25 protein-coding genes are annotated in these 22,153 nt (G+C 47.4%); 12 read left to right on the plus strand and 13 right to left on the minus strand.

Going from position 1 to position 22,153, the window contains the following annotated elements; all coding sequences use genetic code 11:
• Positions 1 to 7: 7 nt before the first annotated feature.
• The 6 genes from HMPREF1536_RS26710 to HMPREF1536_RS17945 are packed head-to-tail and all read right to left on the minus strand — an operon-like array spanning position 8 to position 3,426.
• Entirely contained in the window at positions 8 to 637 is a 630-nt protein-coding gene (locus HMPREF1536_RS26710) for a hypothetical protein (protein ID WP_150115634.1), read from the minus strand.
• A gap of 44 nt (positions 638 to 681) precedes the next feature.
• The gene (locus tag HMPREF1536_RS27165) at positions 682 to 1,596 is read right to left on the minus strand and encodes a DUF4373 domain-containing protein (RefSeq protein ID WP_081693273.1); all 915 of its coding nucleotides are present in this window, start codon (positions 1,594 to 1,596) and stop codon (positions 682 to 684) included.
• Entirely contained in the window at positions 1,569 to 1,916 is a 348-nt protein-coding gene (locus HMPREF1536_RS17930) for a PDDEXK family nuclease (protein WP_225608017.1), read from the minus strand. The genes HMPREF1536_RS27165 and HMPREF1536_RS17930 overlap by 28 nt, the downstream gene beginning before the upstream one ends.
• Positions 1,888 to 2,151 carry a hypothetical protein gene (locus HMPREF1536_RS17935; protein ID WP_028726686.1) on the minus strand — a complete coding sequence of 88 codons (264 nt, stop codon included), beginning with the start codon at positions 2,149 to 2,151 and terminating at the stop codon, positions 1,888 to 1,890. The genes HMPREF1536_RS17930 and HMPREF1536_RS17935 overlap by 29 nt, the downstream gene beginning before the upstream one ends.
• Positions 2,151 to 2,636, minus strand: coding sequence for a hypothetical protein (locus HMPREF1536_RS17940; protein ID WP_028726685.1), 486 nt, complete (start codon positions 2,634 to 2,636; stop codon positions 2,151 to 2,153). The genes HMPREF1536_RS17935 and HMPREF1536_RS17940 overlap by 1 nt, the downstream gene beginning before the upstream one ends.
• Before the next feature lie 49 nt (positions 2,637 to 2,685).
• On the minus strand, positions 2,686 to 3,426 hold the full coding sequence (locus HMPREF1536_RS17945) for a hypothetical protein (RefSeq protein WP_028726684.1): 741 nt from the start codon (positions 3,424 to 3,426) through the stop codon (positions 2,686 to 2,688).
• Between the two features lie 967 nt (positions 3,427 to 4,393).
• On the opposite strand from HMPREF1536_RS17945, the gene HMPREF1536_RS17950 reads away from it, so the two are divergent.
• Positions 4,394 to 4,858, plus strand: a complete 465-nt coding sequence (locus HMPREF1536_RS17950) for a hypothetical protein (protein ID WP_028726683.1) — start codon at positions 4,394 to 4,396, stop codon at positions 4,856 to 4,858.
• A gap of 65 nt (positions 4,859 to 4,923) precedes the next feature.
• Here HMPREF1536_RS17950 and HMPREF1536_RS17955 read toward each other — a convergent pair whose 3' ends face one another.
• The gene (locus HMPREF1536_RS17955) at positions 4,924 to 5,517 is read right to left on the minus strand and encodes an N-acetyltransferase (protein WP_225608018.1); all 594 of its coding nucleotides are present in this window, start codon (positions 5,515 to 5,517) and stop codon (positions 4,924 to 4,926) included.
• Between the two features lie 19 nt (positions 5,518 to 5,536).
• On the minus strand, positions 5,537 to 5,692 hold the full coding sequence (locus tag HMPREF1536_RS27945) for a hypothetical protein (protein ID WP_044191588.1): 156 nt from the start codon (positions 5,690 to 5,692) through the stop codon (positions 5,537 to 5,539).
• Between the two features lie 221 nt (positions 5,693 to 5,913).
• Between HMPREF1536_RS27945 and HMPREF1536_RS17965 the strand changes: the two genes are divergently transcribed.
• The 11 genes from HMPREF1536_RS17965 (at position 5,914) to HMPREF1536_RS18015 (ending at position 17,699) form a co-directional block, all read left to right on the plus strand.
• On the plus strand, positions 5,914 to 6,750 hold the full coding sequence (locus HMPREF1536_RS17965) for a virulence RhuM family protein (protein WP_028726681.1): 837 nt from the start codon (positions 5,914 to 5,916) through the stop codon (positions 6,748 to 6,750).
• 109 nt (positions 6,751 to 6,859) lie between these two features.
• Positions 6,860 to 7,312, plus strand: coding sequence for an HU family DNA-binding protein (locus HMPREF1536_RS17970; protein ID WP_028726680.1), 453 nt, complete (start codon positions 6,860 to 6,862; stop codon positions 7,310 to 7,312).
• A 27-nt stretch (positions 7,313 to 7,339) separates the two neighbouring features.
• Positions 7,340 to 7,567 carry a DUF4248 domain-containing protein gene (locus tag HMPREF1536_RS27170; RefSeq protein WP_225608019.1) on the plus strand — a complete coding sequence of 76 codons (228 nt, stop codon included), beginning with the start codon at positions 7,340 to 7,342 and terminating at the stop codon, positions 7,565 to 7,567.
• Between the two features lie 9 nt (positions 7,568 to 7,576).
• Positions 7,577 to 7,768, plus strand: a complete 192-nt coding sequence (locus HMPREF1536_RS17980) for a hypothetical protein (RefSeq protein ID WP_028726678.1) — start codon at positions 7,577 to 7,579, stop codon at positions 7,766 to 7,768.
• On the plus strand, positions 7,765 to 8,166 hold the full coding sequence (locus HMPREF1536_RS17985; protein WP_028726677.1) for a D-Ala-D-Ala carboxypeptidase family metallohydrolase: 402 nt from the start codon (positions 7,765 to 7,767) through the stop codon (positions 8,164 to 8,166). Before HMPREF1536_RS17980 ends, HMPREF1536_RS17985 begins: the two co-directional genes overlap by 4 nt.
• Entirely contained in the window at positions 8,163 to 8,612 is a 450-nt protein-coding gene (locus tag HMPREF1536_RS17990) for a hypothetical protein (protein WP_028726676.1), read from the plus strand. Before HMPREF1536_RS17985 ends, HMPREF1536_RS17990 begins: the two co-directional genes overlap by 4 nt.
• Before the next feature lie 103 nt (positions 8,613 to 8,715).
• Positions 8,716 to 9,453, plus strand: a complete 738-nt coding sequence (locus HMPREF1536_RS17995; RefSeq protein WP_028726675.1) for a polyprenol monophosphomannose synthase — start codon at positions 8,716 to 8,718, stop codon at positions 9,451 to 9,453.
• Between the two features lie 35 nt (positions 9,454 to 9,488).
• A complete protein-coding gene (locus HMPREF1536_RS18000; RefSeq protein WP_028726674.1) occupies positions 9,489 to 11,675 on the plus strand; it encodes a polysaccharide lyase family 8 super-sandwich domain-containing protein in 2,187 nt (728 codons plus the stop codon).
• 97 nt (positions 11,676 to 11,772) lie between these two features.
• Positions 11,773 to 14,928, plus strand: a complete 3,156-nt coding sequence (locus HMPREF1536_RS18005; protein WP_028726673.1) for a glycosyl hydrolase — start codon at positions 11,773 to 11,775, stop codon at positions 14,926 to 14,928.
• A gap of 65 nt (positions 14,929 to 14,993) precedes the next feature.
• Positions 14,994 to 16,334 (plus strand): dihydroorotase, encoded by a 1,341-nt coding sequence (locus tag HMPREF1536_RS18010; protein WP_028726672.1) that lies wholly within the window; start codon positions 14,994 to 14,996, stop codon positions 16,332 to 16,334.
• Positions 16,335 to 16,343: 9 nt separating this feature from the next.
• Entirely contained in the window at positions 16,344 to 17,699 is a 1,356-nt protein-coding gene (locus HMPREF1536_RS18015; protein WP_028726671.1) for an MATE family efflux transporter, read from the plus strand.
• A 79-nt stretch (positions 17,700 to 17,778) separates the two neighbouring features.
• On the opposite strand, the gene HMPREF1536_RS18020 is transcribed toward HMPREF1536_RS18015, so the two are convergent.
• From HMPREF1536_RS18020 to HMPREF1536_RS18040, 5 genes are all read right to left on the minus strand, one after another.
• Complete coding sequence (locus HMPREF1536_RS18020) at positions 17,779 to 18,324, minus strand: 7-carboxy-7-deazaguanine synthase QueE (protein ID WP_028726670.1); 546 nt, start codon at positions 18,322 to 18,324, stop codon at positions 17,779 to 17,781.
• Positions 18,311 to 18,643 (minus strand): 6-carboxytetrahydropterin synthase QueD, encoded by a 333-nt coding sequence (gene queD, locus HMPREF1536_RS18025; RefSeq protein WP_028726669.1) that lies wholly within the window; start codon positions 18,641 to 18,643, stop codon positions 18,311 to 18,313. The genes HMPREF1536_RS18020 and queD overlap by 14 nt, the downstream gene beginning before the upstream one ends.
• 495 nt (positions 18,644 to 19,138) lie before the next feature.
• Positions 19,139 to 20,698 (minus strand): STN and carboxypeptidase regulatory-like domain-containing protein, encoded by a 1,560-nt coding sequence (locus tag HMPREF1536_RS18030; RefSeq protein ID WP_044191584.1) that lies wholly within the window; start codon positions 20,696 to 20,698, stop codon positions 19,139 to 19,141.
• A 20-nt stretch (positions 20,699 to 20,718) separates the two neighbouring features.
• Positions 20,719 to 21,570 (minus strand): FecR family protein, encoded by an 852-nt coding sequence (locus HMPREF1536_RS18035; RefSeq protein WP_028726667.1) that lies wholly within the window; start codon positions 21,568 to 21,570, stop codon positions 20,719 to 20,721.
• Positions 21,567 to 22,118 (minus strand): RNA polymerase sigma-70 factor, encoded by a 552-nt coding sequence (locus HMPREF1536_RS18040; protein WP_028726666.1) that lies wholly within the window; start codon positions 22,116 to 22,118, stop codon positions 21,567 to 21,569. Before HMPREF1536_RS18040 ends, HMPREF1536_RS18035 begins: the two co-directional genes overlap by 4 nt.
• Positions 22,119 to 22,153 lie beyond the last annotated feature (35 nt).

The raw sequence follows: 22,153 nt of genomic DNA on the forward strand, positions 1-22,153 counted from the left end.
AAATGTATCATATTGGCATCATACCCTTATCAAAAAACCGTTTCAAAAGAATCTCCATCGCCCTTTGCCTCACCATCGCCTGGCGCATATCCTCGTCGATCACCATGTTTCCGGCAGGCTTGTAGCCGGCAGCCTGGCGCATGGCAGCGTGCTTTGCTTCCGGGGAGTCGCGGATGATGCCACGGGCTTGCAGGGAGAGATAGACGCGGGCAGGGTAGAGGCGTTCGAGCGGATAACCTGCCCGGTATTGCTCGAATACACGGCGCAGGAAAGCCCGTTCGCGCTCTTCCTTGTAGGCGTCGGAGACGGGTGGGAGGGCGGATTGCGCTTTTGCCTGCTCGCGTTCGACGACAGCCCGGTAACGCAGGTCGCTTGTCTGATAGGCTTTCAGCCAACGGGTGATCGTGCGCATGTTCAGCCCCATGAAATCGCCGTACTCGCCTTTGGCTCCCAACTCGAAACAGAGGGCGACTTCCTGCAAGGTGAGGCTGGGGTACGATTCTTGCAGGTCGGCAGACAGCTTGGCAATCAATATTCCCAGGTCGCCGTCTTTGGGTGGCGAAAAGCCCAGCAGGACATAGGTTTGCAATAAAATCTGATTGACTGCCGGAAGAATTTCCCCCGGCTGGTACGTCATCAGGCGGCGGTCGGCAATGGCGTGCTGCAATCTGATTTCCAAACTCATACGGCTTGCGAATTATAGATTTTCATGGCTATTTCCGTAGCCCGTTTACCCGTTTCCATCAATTCTTCAATTTTCGAGCGCCGCTCCGGTTGGTTGGATGAATAAATCGGTTGCAGGATCGTTTTTGGTGTGCCGCCGGAAAGTTCTTCCATTTTCAGATTGAAGTTATGGTATCGCCACCAGCCGACGAAACTCTGGCTGTAATCCTTTTTTGTCCGTATCGTGTCCAGGCTGAATTTCAGGCGCAGGTAATCGTCGAATACGGCCATCGCTTCGCGCGTATGTTGCAGGACGGCCGTGCCTTTTCCGGCATAACGGACGATCGTGGCCTGCCAGTCTTCATCTGCCAGCAAGGTATCTTTCCATTGTTCGCGTTCTTCATCCAAGCTCTGCGGCTCTTCTTTCGGCTCCTCGCACGCGCGTTGTTGCTGTTGTTGTAAATTTACTTTACTTTCCTTTACTTTACTTTGTGTACTTAAACCCTGTTTTGGGGGAGTTTCCGACACGGAAACCAGGGTTTCGGGAGCGGAAATAAAATTGCATTTGTATTCAACTATCTGGTTTACAGATCGTTTCTTTGTTGCTAAAGAAAAACGGTCTTGAATACTTTTCGAGGTCAAAATACGGTGTTCCATAAAGAACTCTTCACAGAACAGGCCTATTTTGACACAAGCCAGAATAATTTCCAACACGCTGTTTTCGGGAATTCCCAACTTTTCGCCCTGGTCGAACAGGTAATCGTCGGTCGCTTCGATATAATACCCGTTTGAATAAATATCGCACAAAAGCGAGATATAAAGCAAAAAAGCTTCTGCGCCAAATTGCTTCTTTATCCGCCTTATTTTAATGTCGTTAAGGATGGTTGTATCCAAAGGAAAATAATCTAATCCGGTTCTTGATGGTCTTGACATGATTTGTTTTTGATAATAGCCCGTATAATTAAACGTACAGTTTTCAGCATCAGCAGTTCCGCCGGCAGCACGCGTATCACGCACCAGCCCGAGACTGCCGCCTCGTTGTATTTCTCCATATCGCGCAGGTAACCTTCGGGGCGGATGTGGCGGCCACCGTTAAAGGCGCCGCCTTCCACCTCGATCGCTACACGGCGGGCGGGGATGGCGAAGTCGAAACGCCAGTCCCGTGAAGGATGGAAACGGTATTCCGCCACTACATCCTCGCCCGTATGTTTGCGGATCAGCACGCTAAGCGGCGAATAGGTCTCCGTCGTCATAGAGAAAAGCTTCCGCTTCCTTGTCGGTGTTGCATTGTTCCATCAGGCAGGTGTTGTGGCGGTTGTCGAACACGATCCATTTGCGGCAGCGCGGTTCGTAATAATAACCGAATTCCTCGCCGCTGGTGTACGTATAGCCGCGCGAACCTTTTTCGCCCGCCATCAGCTTCATCAGGCAGATTGCCGCCTGGTCTCCCAGGAGGCAACCCGTTTTTAGGGTGAAATGCTTTCTCATCAGGCGGCAGCGTTAAGTGTTTCCAAGTCGTTGTCGTCGAGCGAGATAAAGGCATCGTGTTCCAGCCGCTTGCCCGCTTCGATGTAGGCCAGCGCTTCGCGTTCGCAGGCAGAAAGGTCTTCGAGCAGGAGGTCGATCGAAGGGTATTCGTCGCGGCCGATGTAAAAACGGGTGACGATATTGCCGCAATGGCTCTCCTGTTTTCCCAGGCGGGCATAGATTGTAAGCAGTTGCGCGTCGCCGCAGTTCTGGCGCTGGAAACCGGTGATGCAGATGTCGTCGTCTACGGCCACCAGCCCGGTGAGGTTCACCACATGATAGGCCATACGTTGCATCCCTTCGCCGAGATCGGGGTGCGCGGGTGCATCGTTTTCGTAGGTTATTACGCGGTTGTCGCCTGTGGCTTCCGTAAAAGCTTCATAGCGGGCTTTGAATTTGCCATCTTTGATGGACAGGAATGAAAACGTTCTTAATGTATTGTACATTTGGTTGTTTAATAAAAAAATAGTTATTGTTTTAGAAAAGTAATAATAATCAGGCGATTTTCCCGATTTTCGGTTCCGGCAGGTAGGCCACGTAGACGCTGTCTACTTTCACCCCTTTGCGCGCCTGCTTTTTGGCATAGGAGAGCATCGGGCGGAAGATGCGTTCGAGGTCGTCGTCGGAGAGGTTGCGGCCCAGTTCCTGCCACCAGAAACGCAGCAGGTCGATGTATCCTTCGGGTTCGGTGACGACGGGCACCAGGTCGGCTGCCACTTCGTCGAGCCGCAGCGAAGCCTGTCCGGCCAGCAATCGTGAGTCGGCTTTCTGCAAGGCCTGCGCTTTTTCCTCTTCGGTGAGGTCGTCGCGTCCTGCAATCCGTTTTCCGGTACGGTCGCGGTTCTTTTGTAGCTGGAAAGCGCGGGCGTTGGCCTCGTTCATCTGCTTTTTGAGATAGGCGCGCAGCATGTTGGCGGCTTCGTAAGCCGGACTGCCTTTCTCGGCGGGGTCGATCCCTTTTTCGAGGGTGACGAACTGTTTTTGCAACTCGGTCAGCTTGGCCGTAAAAGGTTTGCGTATGCTGTTCATCAGCCCGACTTTGCACGTACATTCGGAGATATACGACCTGATTTCGTCCGCAAAAGCCTCGTTCATTCCTTCGCGCCCGATCCGTTCCAGCAGCCCGCGCCCTTTTTCGGCATACAAGACGTTGATTTTCGCATTTGATTGGAGAGTCAATACGCAATCTTTCATAGGTAACTCGGCTCTGGAAACGTAATTTTCTTTCGGTTTCATTTTCTAAAATTAAAATATTATTAATATGTATAGTTAAGGTTTAATCGTTTGTTGTTTGATTAAACCGATGCAAAAGTAGATAATAAAAATGATATGAGCAAGTGATATTCAATATTTATGTGTGATTTTATGAGAATATTTTTATTTGATGCGTATTTGTTAATATTAACTTTTGTGCTACCTGTAGATATACGTTTTTTTATTAAATTCCAACGGCGAGAAATGGTCTTGTGTCAAAAAGGGTTATTGTCTGTTTTATGGTTTTCGGTGAAAGCTGTTGTTTTTGATAGGAAAGCACGCTTCCGGTAGAAAAAATAATTTCTCTCGGAAGAAAATCGAAATTCATTCGGGAGAAATTGGAAATGGATGCGGATAGGGTCTAAAAGGGATAAATAGATAGTGTATAAATCGCAGTTTATTTGATCCGGCTTTAAGAAATAAGGCTTCTGTCAGAAATAAGTTCCAAATAAATATGGTTTTCTATAAATAAACCCTATATTTGTCGTGTCGTAGTGTAGTCGGTTACAGCGGTAACAGGTTTACGGCAACATAAATTATAAGTTAAGCATTTTAAGATATTATTCTGGAAACACTAAATTTCCCAAATTAGACTTTCACTGGAGTAATAGCAACAAAATGCCCATGTCGATTGTATATACTTATGTGTATAAAATATGGCGTGGGCTGTTGTCTATTATCAAGTGGAAGGGGTAAGGGAAATACCTGTGTTTCAGATAATAGCGGCAGCTTCACGCTTTTTTTATGCACTGAAATCTCCAAACTATAGCTTTCTGTATCGGCAGTAATTGAAAAACAAGATATTATTGTCCGATGCAACGAACACTACTAATTCACTATAAAAGAATGTGTGTAAATCGGAGGTGTGATGCTTGCGATTTACGTCGGTTAAGTAGAAGCTGCCCGTCCGTGAGGATATGGCAGTTTATTTAAAAATAGTATAAATATTATGGCAGAACACAATACAAACAATGCATCGGAAGCCTTGTTATTGAAAAGGATTTCCAGGCAGGAAGAGATTTTAAACCAGTTGGCTTTAAGAAGTCAGGCTTTGGAGTATGAGAACAGCCGGTTGCGGTTGTTGCTCTATAACTCGTGGCTTAACAAGGGCAATATTCCCCCGGAAGAGGTTGATAAATATGAACTGCTTCCCATGTATCTGGAAGATGTGATGGCCATACTCCAACAGCCTGTTGAACTGTTTAATTTCAATACGCGTGTCCTGCTGACGTTCAGAGCCTTGGATATAAGGACAATCAAAGACCTGTTGTTTGAGATCAAAGAATATAAAATGTATCATTTCAAATGCTACAGGAGCTTTGGCCAGAAATCACTCCAAAACGTATTCGATATCCTGCGCGAGAACGGCTTTATCGACAAATATTATAAAAGCTATTTGTTCGAGTTTGTTTGAAGAATCATCTATCTGCACACAACCCAACTCCGCCTCGGCGGAATGAACCGCCGGGGTTTCGTTCTTTAACAAATTGTTATCAGATCAAAAAACATAAATCTTGTATCCAGCTTTTCTACAGAAAGTCCCAACGCATTACGTTCTTGTTCTTCGGAGCTAAAAACTGACTCAAAATTATTTCTTTTATAATAAGCAATTGCTTTTTCATTATTATATGCATCCACAATCACAAAGCGGCATCCGGTTTTATTAAGTGGATCAACAAACCATGACTTGATAAAATCCATCAACTCACAACCAACATGATGCGACTGATAACCGATATTTACTCCTAATCGTCCAACTAATACAGCCGGATAACTTTTATGCTCTTTCTGATGAGGTATATTTTTAGATATTTTTTTCTTTCGGGCATTAGGCAAAAAATCAACCCGCATGCTTGCATTAGCCACAGTAAAAGCGCATACAACAATTGTTGGATCTTGTTCCAAGCGGAAACAATAGCTTTTGCCTAATAATTGCTTTGAATAAAGAATAGCTTCATTTTGGAAGAAGTTATCTAAATCGGTATCACCACAATAAAAATGTGCCATATTAGACACGACCTCTGTATTTAGTACAGAGAAAAAACAGTTATCTGTCAAAAATCCCATTTTCATAGTAAGGTTTAAAATGTTATTACAATTTTGCTTTAGCTAAAATAGCTTTTGCATTTTTTTTCTGTTCAGTAAAATCGACAGAACCTCGTTTCTTTTCGGCTTCCCTTGCTTTCTTTTCAAAATCGATAGCAGCCTGCCCTGTCAAAGTGGGAATTGTTTTAATTTTTATAGCCATAATGTTTTGATTTTATGTGGCAAATGTAGCTATTATTATTTTACTTTCAAAGTAATTGCATTCCTTTTCCCCACCTATCTGCACACAACCCAACTCCGCTCCGACGGTTCATTCCGCCGGGGCGGAGTTCTTAATACACAGAAATAGCGCATATTTTTCTTCAAAAACACCTGTCAAATAAATAATAATCTTAACTTTGCCACAAACAAAATCGTATAGCTATGAAAAATCAAGGAGAAATCATTTTTTACCATCCGGAAGCAACTTTAAAGATGGAAGTCAGAATAGAAAACGAAACCGTTTGGTTAACCCAAGTACAAATTGCCGAACTATTCGGTGTGAAGCAACCTGCTATATCCAAGCATTTAAAAAATATATACGATTCAGGAGAACTGAATGAAGAAAGCACATATTCCATTTTGGAATATATGGGTAATGACGGTAAACAAAAATACCAAACCCGATTTTATAATCTGGATGCCATATTGTCTGTCGGCTACCGTGTCAACTCCAAGAATGCAACTCGATTCCGTGTTTGGGCGAATAAAATTCTGAAAGATTATTTATTAAAAGGTTATGCAATTAACAGACGAATAGAAAATATTGAAGCTAAGCTGATCGAGCATGATCAAAAGATCGATTTTTTTGTAAGGAATGCTCTTCCACCTGTCGAAGGTATTTTCTTCGACGGCCAACTGTTCGATGCCTATAAATTTGCTGCTGATCTGATAAAATCGGCCAGAAAATCTATTGTTTTGATCGATAATTATGTGGATGATAGTGTTTTAATGTTGCTGACTAAACGGAATGTCCATGTTACAGCTGTAATTTATACAGCGCAAATATCTAAACAACTGGCTTTGGATTTGCAGCGTCATAATGCTCAATACGAGCCTGTTGTCATAAAACAGTTCAGGCAGTCGCACGACCGTTTTTTGCTGATCGACAACAAAGATATTTACCATATCGGTGCTTCCTTGAAAGACCTCGGTAAAAAATGGTTCGCATTCTCAAAATTGAATTTGGATATAAAGGATATTATGCAAAAGATCATTTAAAGCCACCTATCTGCACACAACCCAACTCCGCCCTTTTGCCCGGTTGTAACTTTGCATTGTCAATCAGACAAAACAACAAAGTATCAACCTTTAAACAATTATTTAAAACATGGCCCAGGGCTACAAATTAGTAACAAGAAAAGTAACCGACCTGAAAGGCGGTGCAGCACAGGAAAAGGTCTACGCAATCCCCGATTACAACGGTTATACCGACATGGAGACATTGTGTATGACGATCGGGGCACGATCGACTGTTTCAAGTGCCGATGTAAAAGCGGTATTGGACAACCTTAACTTTGTCCTCGATATGGAACTGCGTGCCGGACGTATCGTGCAGTTGGGCGAGTTCGGAAACTTCCGCCTGTCGCTTTCCAGCAAGGGCGCCAACGACAAGAAGTCGTTTACCCAGGCAGATGTAAAAGGGGCGCGTGTGATCTTCACCCCCGGCGCATCATTACGCAACACTAAAAGGCTGGTCGCCTTCACTTCGACTGAAAAGAAAGAAGCGGAAAGCGGCGGAAATCCCGGAGGAGGCGAGGACGACAGACCGGTAATCGAGTAAATTATTAATTGTTAATTATTAATTATTTTGTATCTTTGTACACGAATGAAACCGACAACCTATTCAATGAAAGAGCTGAGTGCGATGTATTTCCCGCACAGCAGCATCCGCAGCGCAGGCGTTCAACTGAAACGCTGGTTCGTGTACAACAAACCTCTCATGCAGGCCCTCACCGATGCGGGCTATTACAACGGACAAAAGATTTTAACTCCTAAACAAGTGACGCTCGTTTTTGACTATCTGGGCGAACCTTGATTTCCCCGAGTGAAGAAACAAAGTGTACAATTATGGATTGCCGTGCTGCTGACCGCAGCCGGTATCCTTCTTTTATTTTTCGGCTTCTGGACGGCGCCGCTGGGTGAGATCCACAACAGCGTGCTGGTAGCTTTCGGCGAGACGGCGACATTTGCCGGTGCACTGTTCGGAGTCGATTATAAATACAAACAAAATCAATGAACCTTAGTAGAAATTTCACTTTACAAGAACTCACATACAGCCGCACCGCAGTCGAACACGGGCTTGAAAACGTTCCCGGCCCGCTGGCTTTCCAGTCATTGAGAAACCTCACAACGTATCTGCTTCAACCGCTTCGCGACCGCTACGGCAATGCTATCGCCATCACCAGTGGCTACCGCAATGAAACAGTCAACCTGTTGGCCGGCGGAGTCAAAAACTCGCAACATACGAAAGGGGAGGCGGCCGATTGTTATATCGCAGAAGGCCCGCTGAAATTGCTGGATATCCTGAAAGCTTCCGGTCTCGATTTCGACCAGGCAATCGTTTACCGCCGGAAGAAGTTCCTGCATCTTTCTTACCGGGAAGGGTTTAACCGCAGGCAGGTACTTTACAAATGAAATTCAGCCTGTTCTTTTTCTTCATCCTGTTTTTTGTAAACTGTTCGACCAGCAAACAAACCAATTCATCCCGGCAACAAACCGATAGTTTACGGCAAACCAGCCGGTTATCTGTCCGGACAACTAAAATCCCTGAAAGCCGTGCCCGCTTAACGATCCCTGCCGGCAGGCTGAAGGAACTGCCTTCCGGAGCCGCTTTTGTACAGAAAAGCGGGCAGGCAACCGCTGAAATCCGCTTCCTGCACGACACATTGTTTGTCTACGCCACCTGCGACAGCCTGCAAGCGCTGGTTTATCAATACGAAGAACAAAACGAACAACTGCATGCCCGGCTGGAAAACAGCCAAACCGAGAAATCCCAAAGTCCGCGTATCGGTTTCTGGATCTTCGGCATTCTCTTCCTTGTTTCTTTTTTCTTCGGATGGAGACGGGGCAAAGCTTTTTAAGAAGGATTTATCTCCTGCCAGCGTAAATTTCAATAAAATTAGGGCATAATCGACAAATAGTTTGTAGTTTTGTGCTTCATAGTTGATCATAAATAATTCGTATATGTCAGACAGTATTGTAATTATTCCTACTTACAACGAGAAAGAGAATGTTGAGAATATTATCCGTGCGGTGTTTGGGTTGGAAAAAGAGTTTCATATTTTGATTATAGATGATGGTTCTCCCGACGGTACGGCGGATATCGTGAAGCGTTTGCAGAAAGAATTTCCCGAACGTCTTTTTATGGTGGAAAGACAAGGTAAGCTGGGATTGGGTACTGCTTACATCTGTGGCTTTAAATGGGCGATCGAACATAAATACGACTTTGTATTCGAGATGGATGCTGACTTCAGCCATAATCCGAACGACCTTCCTAAATTATATGCCGCCTGCACGGAGCAGGGGGGCGATGTGGCTATCGGTTCGCGTTACAGCAATGGCGTGAATGTGGTGAACTGGCCGCTGGGACGTGTACTGATGTCGTACTACGCATCCGTCTATGTCCGCCTGGTTACCGGTATGAAGATACAGGACACGACGGCCGGTTTTAAATGTTACCGCCGCGAAGTGCTCGAAACGATCGACCTCGACCATATACATTTCAAAGGATATGCTTTCCAGATCGAGATGAAGTTCACTGCTTATAAGTGTGGTTTCAAACTGGTGGAAGTGCCTATCATCTTTATCAACCGTGTGCTGGGGACTTCGAAGATGAACTCTTCTATCTTCGGCGAAGCCCTGTTCGGCGTATTGAAACTGAAGTGGTGGAGTCTCTTCCGTAAGTATCCGCAGAAGAAGTAAAAGGAGGGAAAACTTCCGCATTAAATTTAATACTTATGAAATACCTTATAAATAGACTGCTACTATCAGCCTTATTATTGGTGTCTACCGGCGCGTTTTCGCAAACACCTGTCGATGAGCTGGAACAGATCCGGCAAAACTATATCCAGTCGCTGGTGAGTTCCAACGACGACTCCGATCTGCTGAACCGCATACTGGCCGGTATTCCGCCCGAAACGGAAATGTCGGATCAGATGGTGGTGGAACTGCATCAGCGGTATCCATTCAATATAGACGGTATCAAAGCCTATATGGAGAGTCTCGGTGAGGATGGCGCGTGGCCGGATATCAATTATGCCGACACGAAACGTTCCGGCTGGGATGCCAAGAAGCATGCCGACCGGGTGTTGGAACTGGCGAAACTCTATCACGCCGAAGGCCCTTCCTGCACGTGGTCGCCCCGTTTCTCGACGGTTATTCATCAGGCTCTCGGCTATTGGTTTCGTACGAAGCCGGTCTGCAAGAACTGGTGGTATAACGAGATCGGCATTCCCAAAACGTTCGGCCCGGCTTTTATCCTGCTTCGTACGCAGATGACACCCGACGAGCAGAAAGAGGCGGTGAAGGTGATGGATAACGCCCGCTTCGGCATGACGGGACAAAATAAGGTATGGCTGGCCGGAAATGTACTGATGAAAGGACTGTTGCTGGACGATTACGCGCTGGTGAAGGCAGCCCGCGACACGATCGTTTCTGAAATAACGACCGGACGGCCGGAAGGGATCAAGAGCGATTGGAGTTTCCACCAGCACGGGCCGCAACAGCAGTTCGGCAACTACGGGCTGGCTTATCTCTCGGAAATGAGTTTCTATTCGGGGCTGTTTGCCGGAACCTCGTTTGCCCTGAGTGCCGAACAACAAGCTATTCTGAATAACCTGCTGACGGAAGGTTACCGCTGGATCATCTGGCGGGGATATATGGATGTGAATGCGCTCGACCGCCAACTGTTCCATAATGCGCCTATACATAAGGCACTTGCCATCGGTAACGCGGCCAACTCGCTCCGCAAAGGAAGTTCCCCAACTGATGTCGCGAAGATACAGGCTTTGCTGGATGATAATTTCCCACCGCAACAGCCGGAAGGTACTGCTTTTGCCGGACAGAAGCATTTCTGGGATTCGGATCAGACGATACATCGTGCCCCGAAATGGATGGCTTCGGTCAAGATGGCTTCCGAACGGGTGATCGGCACAGAGTTGGTCAATGAAGATAATCTGAAAGGGTTTTATATGGGCGACGGGGCTACGTATATTTATCGTAACGGGGATGAATATCTGAATGTGTTCCCGTTCTGGGATTGGCGTAAGATACCGGGTGTTACTTCTTACGAAAGCGATGCCCCGGTGCCTTCTCCGCGTAGTTATGGTGCACATACCCGTAATGAAACGGCCTTTGTCGGCGGTGTGACCGATGGCCATACAGGCATGACGGCAATGGTATTGAACCGCGACGGACTGAATGCCCGCAAGTCGTGGGTTGTGACGGATGAGTTTATTTTGTGTCTGGGTGCCGGTATCCGGTCGGACAGCACGTTAAGCATAACGACATCCATCGATCAGCGGAAGAAGCGGGGAGCGTTGTCTTACTTCGACAACGGTCGCTGGAATCCGGTGGACGGCCTGTTTACTTCTACCGGAAAAGCCTTGCGTTTCTTCCACGACAGCACCGGTTATATCCTGATGCAGCCGCAGAACAGTGTGGCGATCTCCGAAAAACGTTCCGGGAGCTGGTCTGACTTTATGGGTTCCTATACGCCGCAGACAGTGGAAGGGGAGGTTGTTTCCTTGTATATCCGTCATCCGAAGGATGTTCCGGGCTCTTATCAGTATCTAATTCTTCCGGCTTCGTCAGCCGGGCGCACGGCTTCTTTCCGTACGGAGGATATTCGCGTACTTCGTAACGATGAAGCCATGCAGGCCGTTGCAATAAATACCTGTTATTATATTACCGCCTATCAGGAAGGAGCGATCCGCCTGGCCGCTGACCTGGCATTGGAGATAAAGACACCGGGTATTTACAGGGTGGAAGAAAGGGCAGGCAATGTCCGTATCCATGCCGCCGATCCGACCCATACACAGTCCTCTTTATCCATGAGAATCAATGACTATGATCTGAAGATTATGCAACCGGCCGACCAGGTGGCCGGACAGACCATCTCCGTCTCTGTCAGAATTGAAAGGTAGATTGTCATTTTTATAAGCTTTTAAAAGGAATATAGTTTGTATTTTTGTACGTATAGATACTTATGTGAGTTTTTGCTAACAGCTAAACTGATGTATTATGAAGAAAATAACACACTTATTCTTTTTATGCCTTCTTGCCTGCGCCAGCCAGGGGCTTTTCTCTTGTAGTAAGACGGATCGGTCTGTGGCTTCCTTTGCCCGGATTGAGGAGGGTTTTCGCTCTATTCCCGATAGTGTGCAGATCGGTGTTTACTGGTACTGGATTTCCGATAACTTATCGAAAGAAGGGGTCGAGCGTGACCTGGAAGCGATGAAAGTGGCTGGTATCAACCGAGCCTTTATCGGGAACATCGGGATCGATGGTATTCCTTATGGCGATAATAAATTGTTGAGTCCCGAATGGTGGGAGGTGCTGCATGCGGCCTTGAAGAAAGCCACGGAACTGGATATCGAAATCGGTATATTCAATAGTCCGGGATGGAGCCAGTCCGGCGGCCCGTGGGTGAAGAGCACGCAGGCCATGCGTTATCTGACCTCTGCCGACACGGTCGTTTCGGGGCCAAAATATATGCAACTTACTTTGCCTTCCGTTGGCAAAGAGGAGCAGGAAGTCTGTGTAATCGCTTATCCGGCATCCACCGAACCCACCGTGGAGAAAAGCTGGCCTGTAAGGAAGAAGTCCGGGCAAGCCTCTTCGACAGTCTTGTTCTTCAACAAGAAGGAAACAATCCGCACCCTGCTTTTCCGGGTGAATACACCTTTTAAAACGGATGCCAAGTTATGGGCGAAAAAAGGAGGGCAGGAAGAACTGGTCAGGGAGTTTACGATCGACCGGAGTAATCCGGCTCTCAATGTCGGCTTCGATCCTTATGCACCTGTCGTTATTTCCCTTCCGGAAGTTACCGCTTCGCAGTTCCGCCTGGAAATGTCGGACGAAGGGGGAGCGAATGGCGAGGTGACGCTTTCTTCTTCCCCGATGGTGGAGCGTTATCCGGAAAAGTCGTTGGCGAAGATGTTCCAGACTCCGTTGCCTATGTGGGACGATTATCTTTGGAAGGAACAGCCGGCTGTCAGTGATGCCTCTTTACTGGTTTCTCCGGAGAAGGTCAAAGACGTGACTGCTTTCGCGCAGCATGGCGTGTTGAACTGGGAAGTGCCGGCAGGCGACTGGGTAATCCGGCGGATGGTTATGCTTCCGACGGGTGTGACAAACTCGCCGGCGGCTCCCGAAGCAACAGGGCCGGAGATCGATAAGATGAGCCGCAAACACGTCGCTTTCCATTTCGACGCCTTTATCGGCGAAATCCTGAAACGCATCCCGGAAGCCGACCGGAAAACATTCAAGGTCGTGGTGCAGGACAGCTATGAAACCGGCGGGCAGAACTGGACGGACGATATGATCGATGTTTTCAAAGAACGTTACGGGTACGATCCTGTTCCGTATCTTCCGGTGTTGAATGGTGTTGTGGTCGGCAGTCCCGATCTCTCGGATCGTTTCCTCTGGGACTTGCGGCGTCTGGTGGCCGACCGTGTTTCCTACGATTATGTGGGTGGCTTGCGGGATGTCTGCCATCAATACGGGCTGACGACTTGGCTGGAGAATTACGGCCATTGGGGTTTCCCGGGTGAGTTCCTGCAATATGGCGGCCAGTCCGACGAGATAGCCGGAGAGTTCTGGAGCGAAGGCTCGCTGGGTGACATCGAGAACCGGGCGGCTTCTTCCTGCGGACATATCTACGGGAAGAAACGCATCTGGGCTGAATCCTTCACCAGCGGAGGGCCTGCGTTCAGCCGCTATCCCAATCTGATGAAGCAGCGCGGGGATCGTTTCTTTACGGAAGGGATAAACAGCACGTTATTGCATGTGTATATCCATCAGCCGTTCGAAGACCGCGAGCCGGGAATGGATGCCTGGTTCGGGAATGAGTTTAACCGGAAGAATACCTGGTTCAGCCAGATGGATGTTTTTACCAACTATCTGAAACGTTGTAACTTCCTGTTGCAACAAGGGGATTATGTGGCGGATGTAGCCTATTTCATTGGTGAGGATGCGCCCAAGATGACAGGCGTCTGTACACCGGCACTTCCTGCGGGCTATTCTTTCGATTATATCAATGCAGAAGTGTTACTGGAACGTGCCACCGTGAAAGACGGCAGGATCGTCTTGCCGGGCGGCATGAAATACCGCCTGCTTGTTTTGCCGCAATTGAAGACGATGCGCCCCGAAGTCTTGCGGAAACTGAAAGACTTGTTGCATGCCGGAGCTTGTATTGTTGGCCCGGCACCGGAATATTCCCCGAGCCTGAGCAATTATCCGGCAGCCGATCAGGAAGTGAAGGCTTTGGCTACCGAGCTTTGGGGAGAAAAGAAGGAACCCATGAAGAAAATAGGGAAAGGACGTTTGTACGCATCGACGGACAATCTGCAGCCGGTGCTGGATGCCCTGAATATAAAGCCTGATATGCGTGTCGACTCCGGTGCTCCGGTGTTGTTTATTCATCGGGCGACGCATGAAGGGGATATTTATTTTATCTCCAACCAAAGTGGCGAACCGGTGGAGATCAATCCGGCATTCCGCGTATCCGGCAAATTACCGGAGTTGTGGAACCCGTTGACGGCGGAGATCCGTTATCTTCCGGAGTTTGCTTGTTCCGGTGAGGTGACCACTGTCCCGGTGCGTCTGGAAGGATATGAAAGTTCATTCCTTATATTCCGTAAAAAAGGCTCTCCGAAGAAAACGGCCGCCCGGAATTATCCGCATAAAGAAGTGTTGGCAACGGTCGCTTCTCCCTGGCAGGTCGCTTTTGAGAAAGGGAAAAGAGGGCCGTCGGAAACTGTTACTTTCCCGGAACTGAAGGACTGGACGACTTCTGCGGATGCGTCGATCCGCTATTTCTCCGGAAAAGCAGTCTACACCAACCGGATCACATTGCCTGAATTACCTCAGAAACCGCTTTATCTGGATTTGGGAAAGGTGATGGTGATGGCCAAAGTAAAGGTGAACGGACAGTATGCAGGTGGCGTATGGACAATGCCTTATCGCTTGCCGGTTGGGGAATACCTGGTGGAAGGGGAGAACCTGATCGAAGTGGAAGTGGTGAACAACTGGATGAACCGTTTGATAGGCGACAGCCTGTTGCCGGAGCAGGAGCGCGGCACATGGACAAACGTGAATCCCTGGAAATCCGATTCGCCGTTGCAATCGTCCGGTTTGATCGGCCCGGTAGAAATTCAGGCCTATTCTTATGAATAACCGCCCGCGCTTGTGTTGTTTTTGAATAGAATCATGTACATTTGTGAAAAATAAACACAAAGCATATGAATAAAATTCTGATAAAAAACGCTTGCATCATTAACGAAGGACGTATGTTTAAGGGATCAGTCCTTATTAATGGTGATAAAATAGCCGAAGTATTTGAAGGTGCTGTTCCGGCAACAACCGATAATGTAAAGGTGATCGACGCCGAAGGTAAATTCTTATTGCCGGGCGCTATCGACGACCAGGTGCATTTCCGTGAACCGGGTCTGACTCATAAAGGAGATATCGCCAGCGAAAGCCGTGCTGCCGTAGCCGGCGGTATAACGACTTTCATGGATATGCCGAACACCAAGCCGCAGACGACCACGATCGCCGACCTGCAATGGAAACTGCAACGGGGGGCGGAAACGTCTGCCGCCAACTATTCTTTCTTCTTCGGAGGAACGAATGATAATATGGATGAGATCCGCAAACTGGATCGCAGCCGTGTGCCAGGGTTGAAGCTCTTTCTCGGCTCTTCTACCGGGAATATGCTGGTTGACAAGAAAGACAGTCTCGAACGTATCTTCGGTGAAGCGGATATGCTGATCGCGATCCATGCGGAAAAGGAGGAAGTGATCAAACGCAACCTGGCTTATTATACGGGATTGTATGGCGAGGATCTCGATATTTCTTATCATAGCAAGATCAGGAGTGAGGAGGCTTGTTATGCCTCTTCTTCGGAAGCAGTGGAATTGGCAACGCGCCTGAACTCACGCCTGCATATTCTCCATCTGTCCACAGCCAAAGAGCTTTCTTTGCTGAGTAACGCGATCCCTTTGAGCGAAAAGAAAATTACAGGGGAAGTATGCGTGCATCATCTCTGGTTCCACGATGGCGACTATGCCAAATATGGCAACCGTATCAAATGGAACCCTTCTATCAAGACGTTGGAAGACCGTATTGCCTTACGCGAGGCAGTTAAAAACAATACGATCGATATTGTGGCGACCGACCATGCTCCGCATCTCTTGTCGGAGAAGGAGGGAAGTTGCCTGAAAGCTGCTTCGGGCGGCCCGTTGGTACAGCATTCGCTGGTGGCTATGCTCGAACTGGTGGCCGAAGGTTGCTTCACGTATGAAAAGGTGGTGGAAAAGATGGCGCATATGCCGGCCGACCTGTTCCATATCGACCGTCGCGGATACATCCGTCCGGGCTATTATGCCGACCTCGTGCTGGTCGATCCCGATAAGAGTTGGACTGTGGCGCCGGAAAACATCCTGTATAAATGCGGTTGGGCTCCTTTCGAAGGAACGACTTTCCATCATAGCGTCAGCCAGACGTTTGTCAACGGAGAACTGGTTTATGACAATGGCACCATCGATGATACCGTTCGGGGAATGGAAGTGCGGTATCTTTGATCTTAGCGCATGAATAATGTATATGAAGAGCGGCTGGGTACGGATCGTATGCTGCCGCTCGTTTTTAAGATGGCGCTTCCGGCAGTCGTTGCACAGCTGGTCAATCTGCTTTATAATATTGTGGATCGTATTTATATCGGGCATATTCCCGGAATAGGTACGCTGGCGCTGGCGGGTATCGGTGTGGCCGGTTCTATTATTATCCTGATCTCCGCTTTTTCCGCTATTGTGGCCGGAGGAGGTGCGCCGCTTGCCGCCATTGCGTTGGGACAAGGCAACCGCCAGCATGCCGGGAGGATACTTGGAAACGGGTTTGTATTGCTCCTGTTGTTCACTGTCCTGACCTCTGCGCTGGCGTATATCTTTATGAAGCCGATACTGTTGTTTACCGGTGCTTCCGAACAGACGCTCGGTTATGCGACGGATTATCTTTCGATCTATCTAATCGGAACGTTGTTTGTGGAGGTTTCGGTCGGTCTGAATACCTTTATCAATACGCAGGGGCGTCCGGGCATAGCGATGTGGTCGGTGGTGATCGGTGCGGTGCTTAATATCCTGCTCGATCCGCTTTTCATCTTTGTTTTCGATATGGGTGTGAAAGGGGCTGCGCTTGCCACGATTATTTCGCAGGCGGCTACTGCTCTCTGGGTATTGTTGTTTCTTACTTCCTCCCGTGCTTCCTTACGGCTCGAAACCCGGTATATGAAACCGGACAGGAAAGTGATCGGTGCCATACTGGCGTTGGGGGCTTCGCCTTTTATTATGGCCAGTACCGAAAGCCTGGTCGGTTTTGTCCTGAACGGGACGCTGAAGACATTCGGGGATATTTATGTAAGCGCATTGACTGTGATGCAGAGTGCGATGCTCTTTGTCAGTGTTCCGCTCACCGGATTTGCTTTGGGATTTGTTCCTATCGTGAGTTATAATTATGGACATGGCAACCGGGAACGGGTGAAGGAATGTTTCAAGATCGCTATGACTGTTATGTTCCTGTTTAATTTCGCTTTGATGTTGTTTATGATCTTGTTCCCGTCGGTTATTGCTTCGGCTTTTACGGCAGACGAAGAACTTATCGGAACGGTGAAGGAAGTGATGCCTGTCTTTTTAGCGGGAATGACTATTTTCGGTTTGCAGCGTGCCTGTCAGAATATGTTTGTGGCTCTTGGGCAGGCAAAGATATCCATTTTTATTGCCTTGCTCCGGAAAGTACTTTTGCTTATTCCGCTTGCACTTATCTTGCCGCGTTTCATGGGAATGATCGGTGTCTATTCGGCAGAAGCTATTTCCGATGCAACCGCAGCTATTTGTTGCACGATTATCTTTGCCATCCAGTTCCCGAAGATATTGAATAAGATGACTGTATAGTAAGATACTGTTTTAAATATAGTGTTGTTGGTAGGGGCGGTTCGCGAACCGCCCTTACAGATGCAGCATACAGAACCGGTCAGGGAATATCGATCAGTTTATGTGTCTGCAAGCTGAGTTGCCATTCCGGATGTTGGAGGATGTATTCTACAATCTCGGGAGTATTCCGGCAGGAGCAAGGCTGTATATAATGATGCTTAGCCGGCAGATTGATATAAGAGGACAAATCCTGTCCGAGGTAAACCACTTTCACTTCATCCATCCGGTCGATGCAGATAGGAGCACCTTCCTTCGGCGAACAAGTCACCCAGTCGATATTTGCCGGCAACTTGCGCGTGCCGTTCGTCTCTATACATATATATTTGCCTTCTTTGTGGAGCAGGTCGATAAATTCTTCATCGATCCATAAAGCAGGTTCGCCACCGGTCAGTACGACCAGGTTGGAAGGATAGGCGGAAATCGTCCTGATGATCTCTTCATCCGACATCAATGTTCCTTCCTCATGTTCTGTATCGCAGAAACTACATTTCAGGTTACACCCTGAAAAACGGATAAAGACAGCCGCCTTTCCCGTATGATAGCCTTCCCCCTGAAGGCTATAAAAAATCTGATTAATCTTTCTCATAGATCGCTGTGTTTGATTCTGATTCATTTACTTCTACTTTATAACAGGTGGGTATTTGGTCACAAATCCACCGGGCCATGTTCTCTGCTGTCGGGTTGAAGGGGAGAACTTCGTTTAAGTTCTGATGATCGAGTTTGCTCTTGATTAAGTTCTTGATATGGCTGAAATCGATCACCATACCATCGGCGTTTAGTTCCTTCGAGCGACAATAAACTGTGATAATCCAGTTGTGACCATGCAGGTTCTCACATTTGCTGGGATAGGAGAGCTTCAGGCTATGTGCGGCTGAAACTTCCATTCGCTTAACTACGGTATACATGCAAAAAAAGATAATTTAAACGTTTATACTCTGTACCTGATGTCACCTTGATACGGGTGCAAAAATACACAAAATACACATGCGATTATCAGCTCCCGGCCTATCATATTTATTAAAAAAACATTTGTATATTTGCAAGTATTAGAAGGTTAGCTCCATTTCTCCGGAAGATGGGAAAAAGATATAAAGTAGCAATAAGTAAAATAACCAGCGTTATTTTGCTTGTTATTTCACAGAATATGTGTGCTTTTGCCTTGGTAAACCAATTTTTAAGCTACGGGAGCAAATGTTAAAAAATAGAAGAAGCTGCAAATAAGTTTCGATAATTTTAAAAATGTGTTTTATAATATCTTTTTTTATTTGCGCAGTAACATAAAATCCCGCATCTTTGCATCCAGATAACCTAAACAATCTTTTTGCCTTAAAGACTAATACCTATTAAAAACCTATAAAGAGGGCCTTTGAGAAAAGGCCCTCTTTATGATTTTTAAGCCTTTAGTAACCTGTTTCTTCAATCTTCGACGATATTTTTCCTATTGCTTCATTCAGTTTTTCTTCCGGTGGAATGACATTAAAGTCACCCCAAAACTTCTCATCATAGCTAAATTTTGTTTCAGAAAAGACGGTTCGGGTAGATAATGTTTCTTTTCGTGTAAAACGGTTAACATTAACAGTGTCCGTTTTACATATAACCATTTCGAACCATACATGAAGCGGGGAACTGCCGAATAACTGCCTTTTTTGTTTCACTTTAAAATGCAGGTCGCCCCTTACATGATTGATATAATAAGTGCCGTTCCACGGTTTGTAGGTGACGGTGTAAATTACTTTTTGCGGCGTGATTTTCAAGTTACGGCTCTTCTTCTCGACCAGCATGCCGGCGGCTTCTTTAACGTATTTGGGATGCAGCTCAAACTCCGCGCGAAGCAGGGCGCTGTTCTCGGAGTCGATATATAAGTTTCCCTTATAAAGCGGAGTCGTGATAAAGTTGCGTTGCTCGAAAGAGATCACGTTTGCCATCCGGTTGTCTATGACGGTGATGTCGGAATGGGCAAAGACATAAGGATAGTTTACCTCGCTTTCAGGTATCAGGAAATCCGGCATATTCTTTATGATATCCAATGTAATACTGGCATTGAGCCCCGATTTCATCTTAGCGACAACGGTGTCTTTTTCCTGGTTGCTGGTGATGCGGCGCATTTTTAACAATTTCACCTGGTCGACCGTGTTCTGGTTATTATAGGCCGTTTTATAAATTTTAAAAACGCCTTCCGTCAGGCTGACGAACTTATTTTTCCGTTCGATCCCTTCCCGGTAGAAAGAGGTCATGTAGACCGGTTCCTGCGAGTAATTCTGTTTCTTTTTGTCCTGCATCTCGCGCAATAAACGCAACGGGTTTGCGATGCGGACGACAACTTCCTGCAAGGAGATCACTTTGGGCTCCAGTGTAAGCATACTGTAACGCTCCGCCAGCAACTCGCCGGACATTTCAAGCGGCTGATAACCCAGGTGAGAAAAGCTGATTTGTGACTGACGCAGGGAGTCCGGCAAACGGAGCCTGAATTCTCCCCCCTGGTTTGTGATGCTTCCTATCGCTTCCGCACTGATACCGACGGTAGCAAATGGAATAGGCTCATTGCTGTATTTGTCGCGCAAAATACCTTCGAGCGTGAAGTAACGGATGCTGTCGGGAAGAACCGGTTCGACCTTTACCGGGGGCGCTTCTACGGGCGGTGAGATCAGTATGTGGTTTCCGATCACCCGGAGACCGAGTTGCTTATTCCCTGTGATCAGCTGGATCGCTTCCCTGACGGTATATTTACCGCCCGGAATTTTAACGACCTGCTCATTGTCGATAATTTTACTGTCGTAGATAAAAAGGTAGCCGGAACGTTCGGACACTTCCCCCAACAGGTGATACACCGTTTCCTTGTTTTTGGAAAGATGGATGACACGGTCGAGAATATCGTTATCATCTGCCTGCAAAGGAACTGCTACGGCCAGCAGTAGTCCGATGAGGAAGTAGAGTATGCGATATGTGACGTTCTGTTTCACCTCGGGTTGTTTTTATCCTGTTAGTTCTCATGCAACGTAAGCACATTCTTATCACGTGTATATTTCAGGTTCAGGGCTCCGCAAATCAGTTCGGCAATACTTTCCGGCGAATTGTTGAAGAAAGTAACGGTCAGCTTCCGGTCTTCCAGAGCGGGGACGGTCTGCAAACGTATATCTTCCGTGTTGAGGTTGATGATACGCAGGATGTCGGCCAACCGTTCGTCTTTAAAATGTATCTGCCGGGTATATTCCGAGAATTGTTCCGGATGCCTGGTCTGGTTTACGTGGAGTTTACGGGAAGCGAGAGTCGCTGTCTCTCCGGCTTTGACATAAACGTCCTGTCCATTCTTTTTCAGGGTCACTTTCACCACTCCCCGCTGTACGGACAGTTCGAAAGGCCGGCTTCCGTCGCTTTTCACATTAAAGGCCGTGCCCAGTACTTCGATACGTGTCTCTTCCGTTTCGATCAGGAAAGGCCGCGTGCGGTTTCCGGTGACATCGAAAAGCGCATTGCCCTGCAAGGAAACTTCCCTCTTGTCCGGCTGGAAATGTTCCGGATAATGGATGGCTGCGTTGCCGGCCAGATAGACGATGGAACCGTCTTCGAGCGTGGTGGCCAGCGTCGTCGTTTCCATATTCTGCCGGGTAAGCAGGTTCCGGTCGATTTCCTTTTCTGTTTGATTGAAATAGTTGATGGAGATATATGTACAAAGTAATATGACAGCAGCTGCTGCTGTCCATTTGAATGCAGTCAGACGAAGCGATGGACGAGCTGTCTCCGCTTGGGTGATCAAACCATCCTTCTCCAGGCGGTTGTAAAGTGTTGTCCATGCCTGGTCCGTTTTTCTGTTGTCCTTTTCTTTCCGAGTCATACTGTTTGTGTATAATTCTCAATTTCTTTTCTGAGCGTTTGAAGCGCCTTTGTCATTTCGGCTTCCACTGTTTTGACCGAGAGGGAGAGGATAGAGGCTATCTCTGCATATTTCTTTCCTTCAAAGCGATGCATCCGGAAGATGCGGAGCCGGCGTTCCGGCAGCTTTTTGAGTGTCTTGTCGATCAGTGTTTCCAGTTCCTTGTATTCCAGTTGATCCTGCGGATCGGAAGGTTTGCCATCGGGGTTGCCCGCTAAGACGGTTTCCCTGTACCGGTTGCGCACCTCCAGATGTTCGCAGTATTGGAGAGCCTGGTTGCGTACCGCCCCGTACAGGTAACTTTTGATGGAGCGGAACACCTGCAGCTTCTCCTTTTCTTTCCAGAATACGTAAAAGAGCTCTTGCACGATCTCTTCGGCCACATCCCTGTTTCCGGTGATCCCTGCGGCATACAGGCAAAGAGGGGAGTAATAGAGCCGGAAGATGCCTTCGAACGCCTTGACGTTCCCCTCTTTAATCTTAGTTAATACGAATAAGTCGTTTATCATGCCGCGGATCTTTCTGTTTAGAGTCCTTCAAATGT

The sequence above is a fragment of the Parabacteroides gordonii MS-1 = DSM 23371 genome (genome assembly GCF_000969825.1).
In the GTDB taxonomy this organism is placed as follows: domain Bacteria; phylum Bacteroidota; class Bacteroidia; order Bacteroidales; family Tannerellaceae; genus Parabacteroides; species Parabacteroides gordonii.

What these genes read in the sequence shown, in the direction of transcription:
- HMPREF1536_RS26710 (WP_150115634.1), bottom strand. Translation starts at nt 637, where the DNA reads ATGACGTACCAGCCGGGGGAAATTCTTCCGGCAGTCAATCAGATTTTA.
- HMPREF1536_RS27165 (WP_081693273.1), bottom strand. Translation starts at nt 1,596, where the DNA reads ATGTCAAGACCATCAAGAACCGGATTAGATTATTTTCCTTTGGATACA.
- HMPREF1536_RS17930 (WP_225608017.1), bottom strand. Translation starts at nt 1,916, where the DNA reads ATGACGACGGAGACCTATTCGCCGCTTAGCGTGCTGATCCGCAAACAT.
- HMPREF1536_RS17935 (WP_028726686.1), bottom strand. Translation starts at nt 2,151, where the DNA reads ATGAGAAAGCATTTCACCCTAAAAACGGGTTGCCTCCTGGGAGACCAG.
- HMPREF1536_RS17940 (WP_028726685.1), bottom strand. Translation starts at nt 2,636, where the DNA reads ATGTACAATACATTAAGAACGTTTTCATTCCTGTCCATCAAAGATGGC.
- HMPREF1536_RS17945 (WP_028726684.1), bottom strand. Translation starts at nt 3,426, where the DNA reads ATGAAACCGAAAGAAAATTACGTTTCCAGAGCCGAGTTACCTATGAAA.
- HMPREF1536_RS17950 (WP_028726683.1), top strand. Translation starts at nt 4,394, where the DNA reads ATGGCAGAACACAATACAAACAATGCATCGGAAGCCTTGTTATTGAAA.
- HMPREF1536_RS17955 (WP_225608018.1), bottom strand. Translation starts at nt 5,517, where the DNA reads ATGAAAATGGGATTTTTGACAGATAACTGTTTTTTCTCTGTACTAAAT.
- HMPREF1536_RS27945 (WP_044191588.1), bottom strand. Translation starts at nt 5,692, where the DNA reads ATGGCTATAAAAATTAAAACAATTCCCACTTTGACAGGGCAGGCTGCT.
- HMPREF1536_RS17965 (WP_028726681.1), top strand. Translation starts at nt 5,914, where the DNA reads ATGAAAAATCAAGGAGAAATCATTTTTTACCATCCGGAAGCAACTTTA.
- HMPREF1536_RS17970 (WP_028726680.1), top strand. Translation starts at nt 6,860, where the DNA reads ATGGCCCAGGGCTACAAATTAGTAACAAGAAAAGTAACCGACCTGAAA.
- HMPREF1536_RS17985 (WP_028726677.1), top strand. Translation starts at nt 7,765, where the DNA reads ATGAACCTTAGTAGAAATTTCACTTTACAAGAACTCACATACAGCCGC.
- HMPREF1536_RS17990 (WP_028726676.1), top strand. Translation starts at nt 8,163, where the DNA reads ATGAAATTCAGCCTGTTCTTTTTCTTCATCCTGTTTTTTGTAAACTGT.
- HMPREF1536_RS17995 (WP_028726675.1), top strand. Translation starts at nt 8,716, where the DNA reads ATGTCAGACAGTATTGTAATTATTCCTACTTACAACGAGAAAGAGAAT.
- HMPREF1536_RS18000 (WP_028726674.1), top strand. Translation starts at nt 9,489, where the DNA reads ATGAAATACCTTATAAATAGACTGCTACTATCAGCCTTATTATTGGTG.
- HMPREF1536_RS18005 (WP_028726673.1), top strand. Translation starts at nt 11,773, where the DNA reads ATGAAGAAAATAACACACTTATTCTTTTTATGCCTTCTTGCCTGCGCC.
- HMPREF1536_RS18010 (WP_028726672.1), top strand. Translation starts at nt 14,994, where the DNA reads ATGAATAAAATTCTGATAAAAAACGCTTGCATCATTAACGAAGGACGT.
- HMPREF1536_RS18015 (WP_028726671.1), top strand. Translation starts at nt 16,344, where the DNA reads ATGAATAATGTATATGAAGAGCGGCTGGGTACGGATCGTATGCTGCCG.
- HMPREF1536_RS18020 (WP_028726670.1), bottom strand. Translation starts at nt 18,324, where the DNA reads ATGAGAAAGATTAATCAGATTTTTTATAGCCTTCAGGGGGAAGGCTAT.
- queD (WP_028726669.1), bottom strand. Translation starts at nt 18,643, where the DNA reads ATGTATACCGTAGTTAAGCGAATGGAAGTTTCAGCCGCACATAGCCTG.
- HMPREF1536_RS18035 (WP_028726667.1), bottom strand. Translation starts at nt 21,570, where the DNA reads ATGACTCGGAAAGAAAAGGACAACAGAAAAACGGACCAGGCATGGACA.
- HMPREF1536_RS18040 (WP_028726666.1), bottom strand. Translation starts at nt 22,118, where the DNA reads ATGATAAACGACTTATTCGTATTAACTAAGATTAAAGAGGGGAACGTC.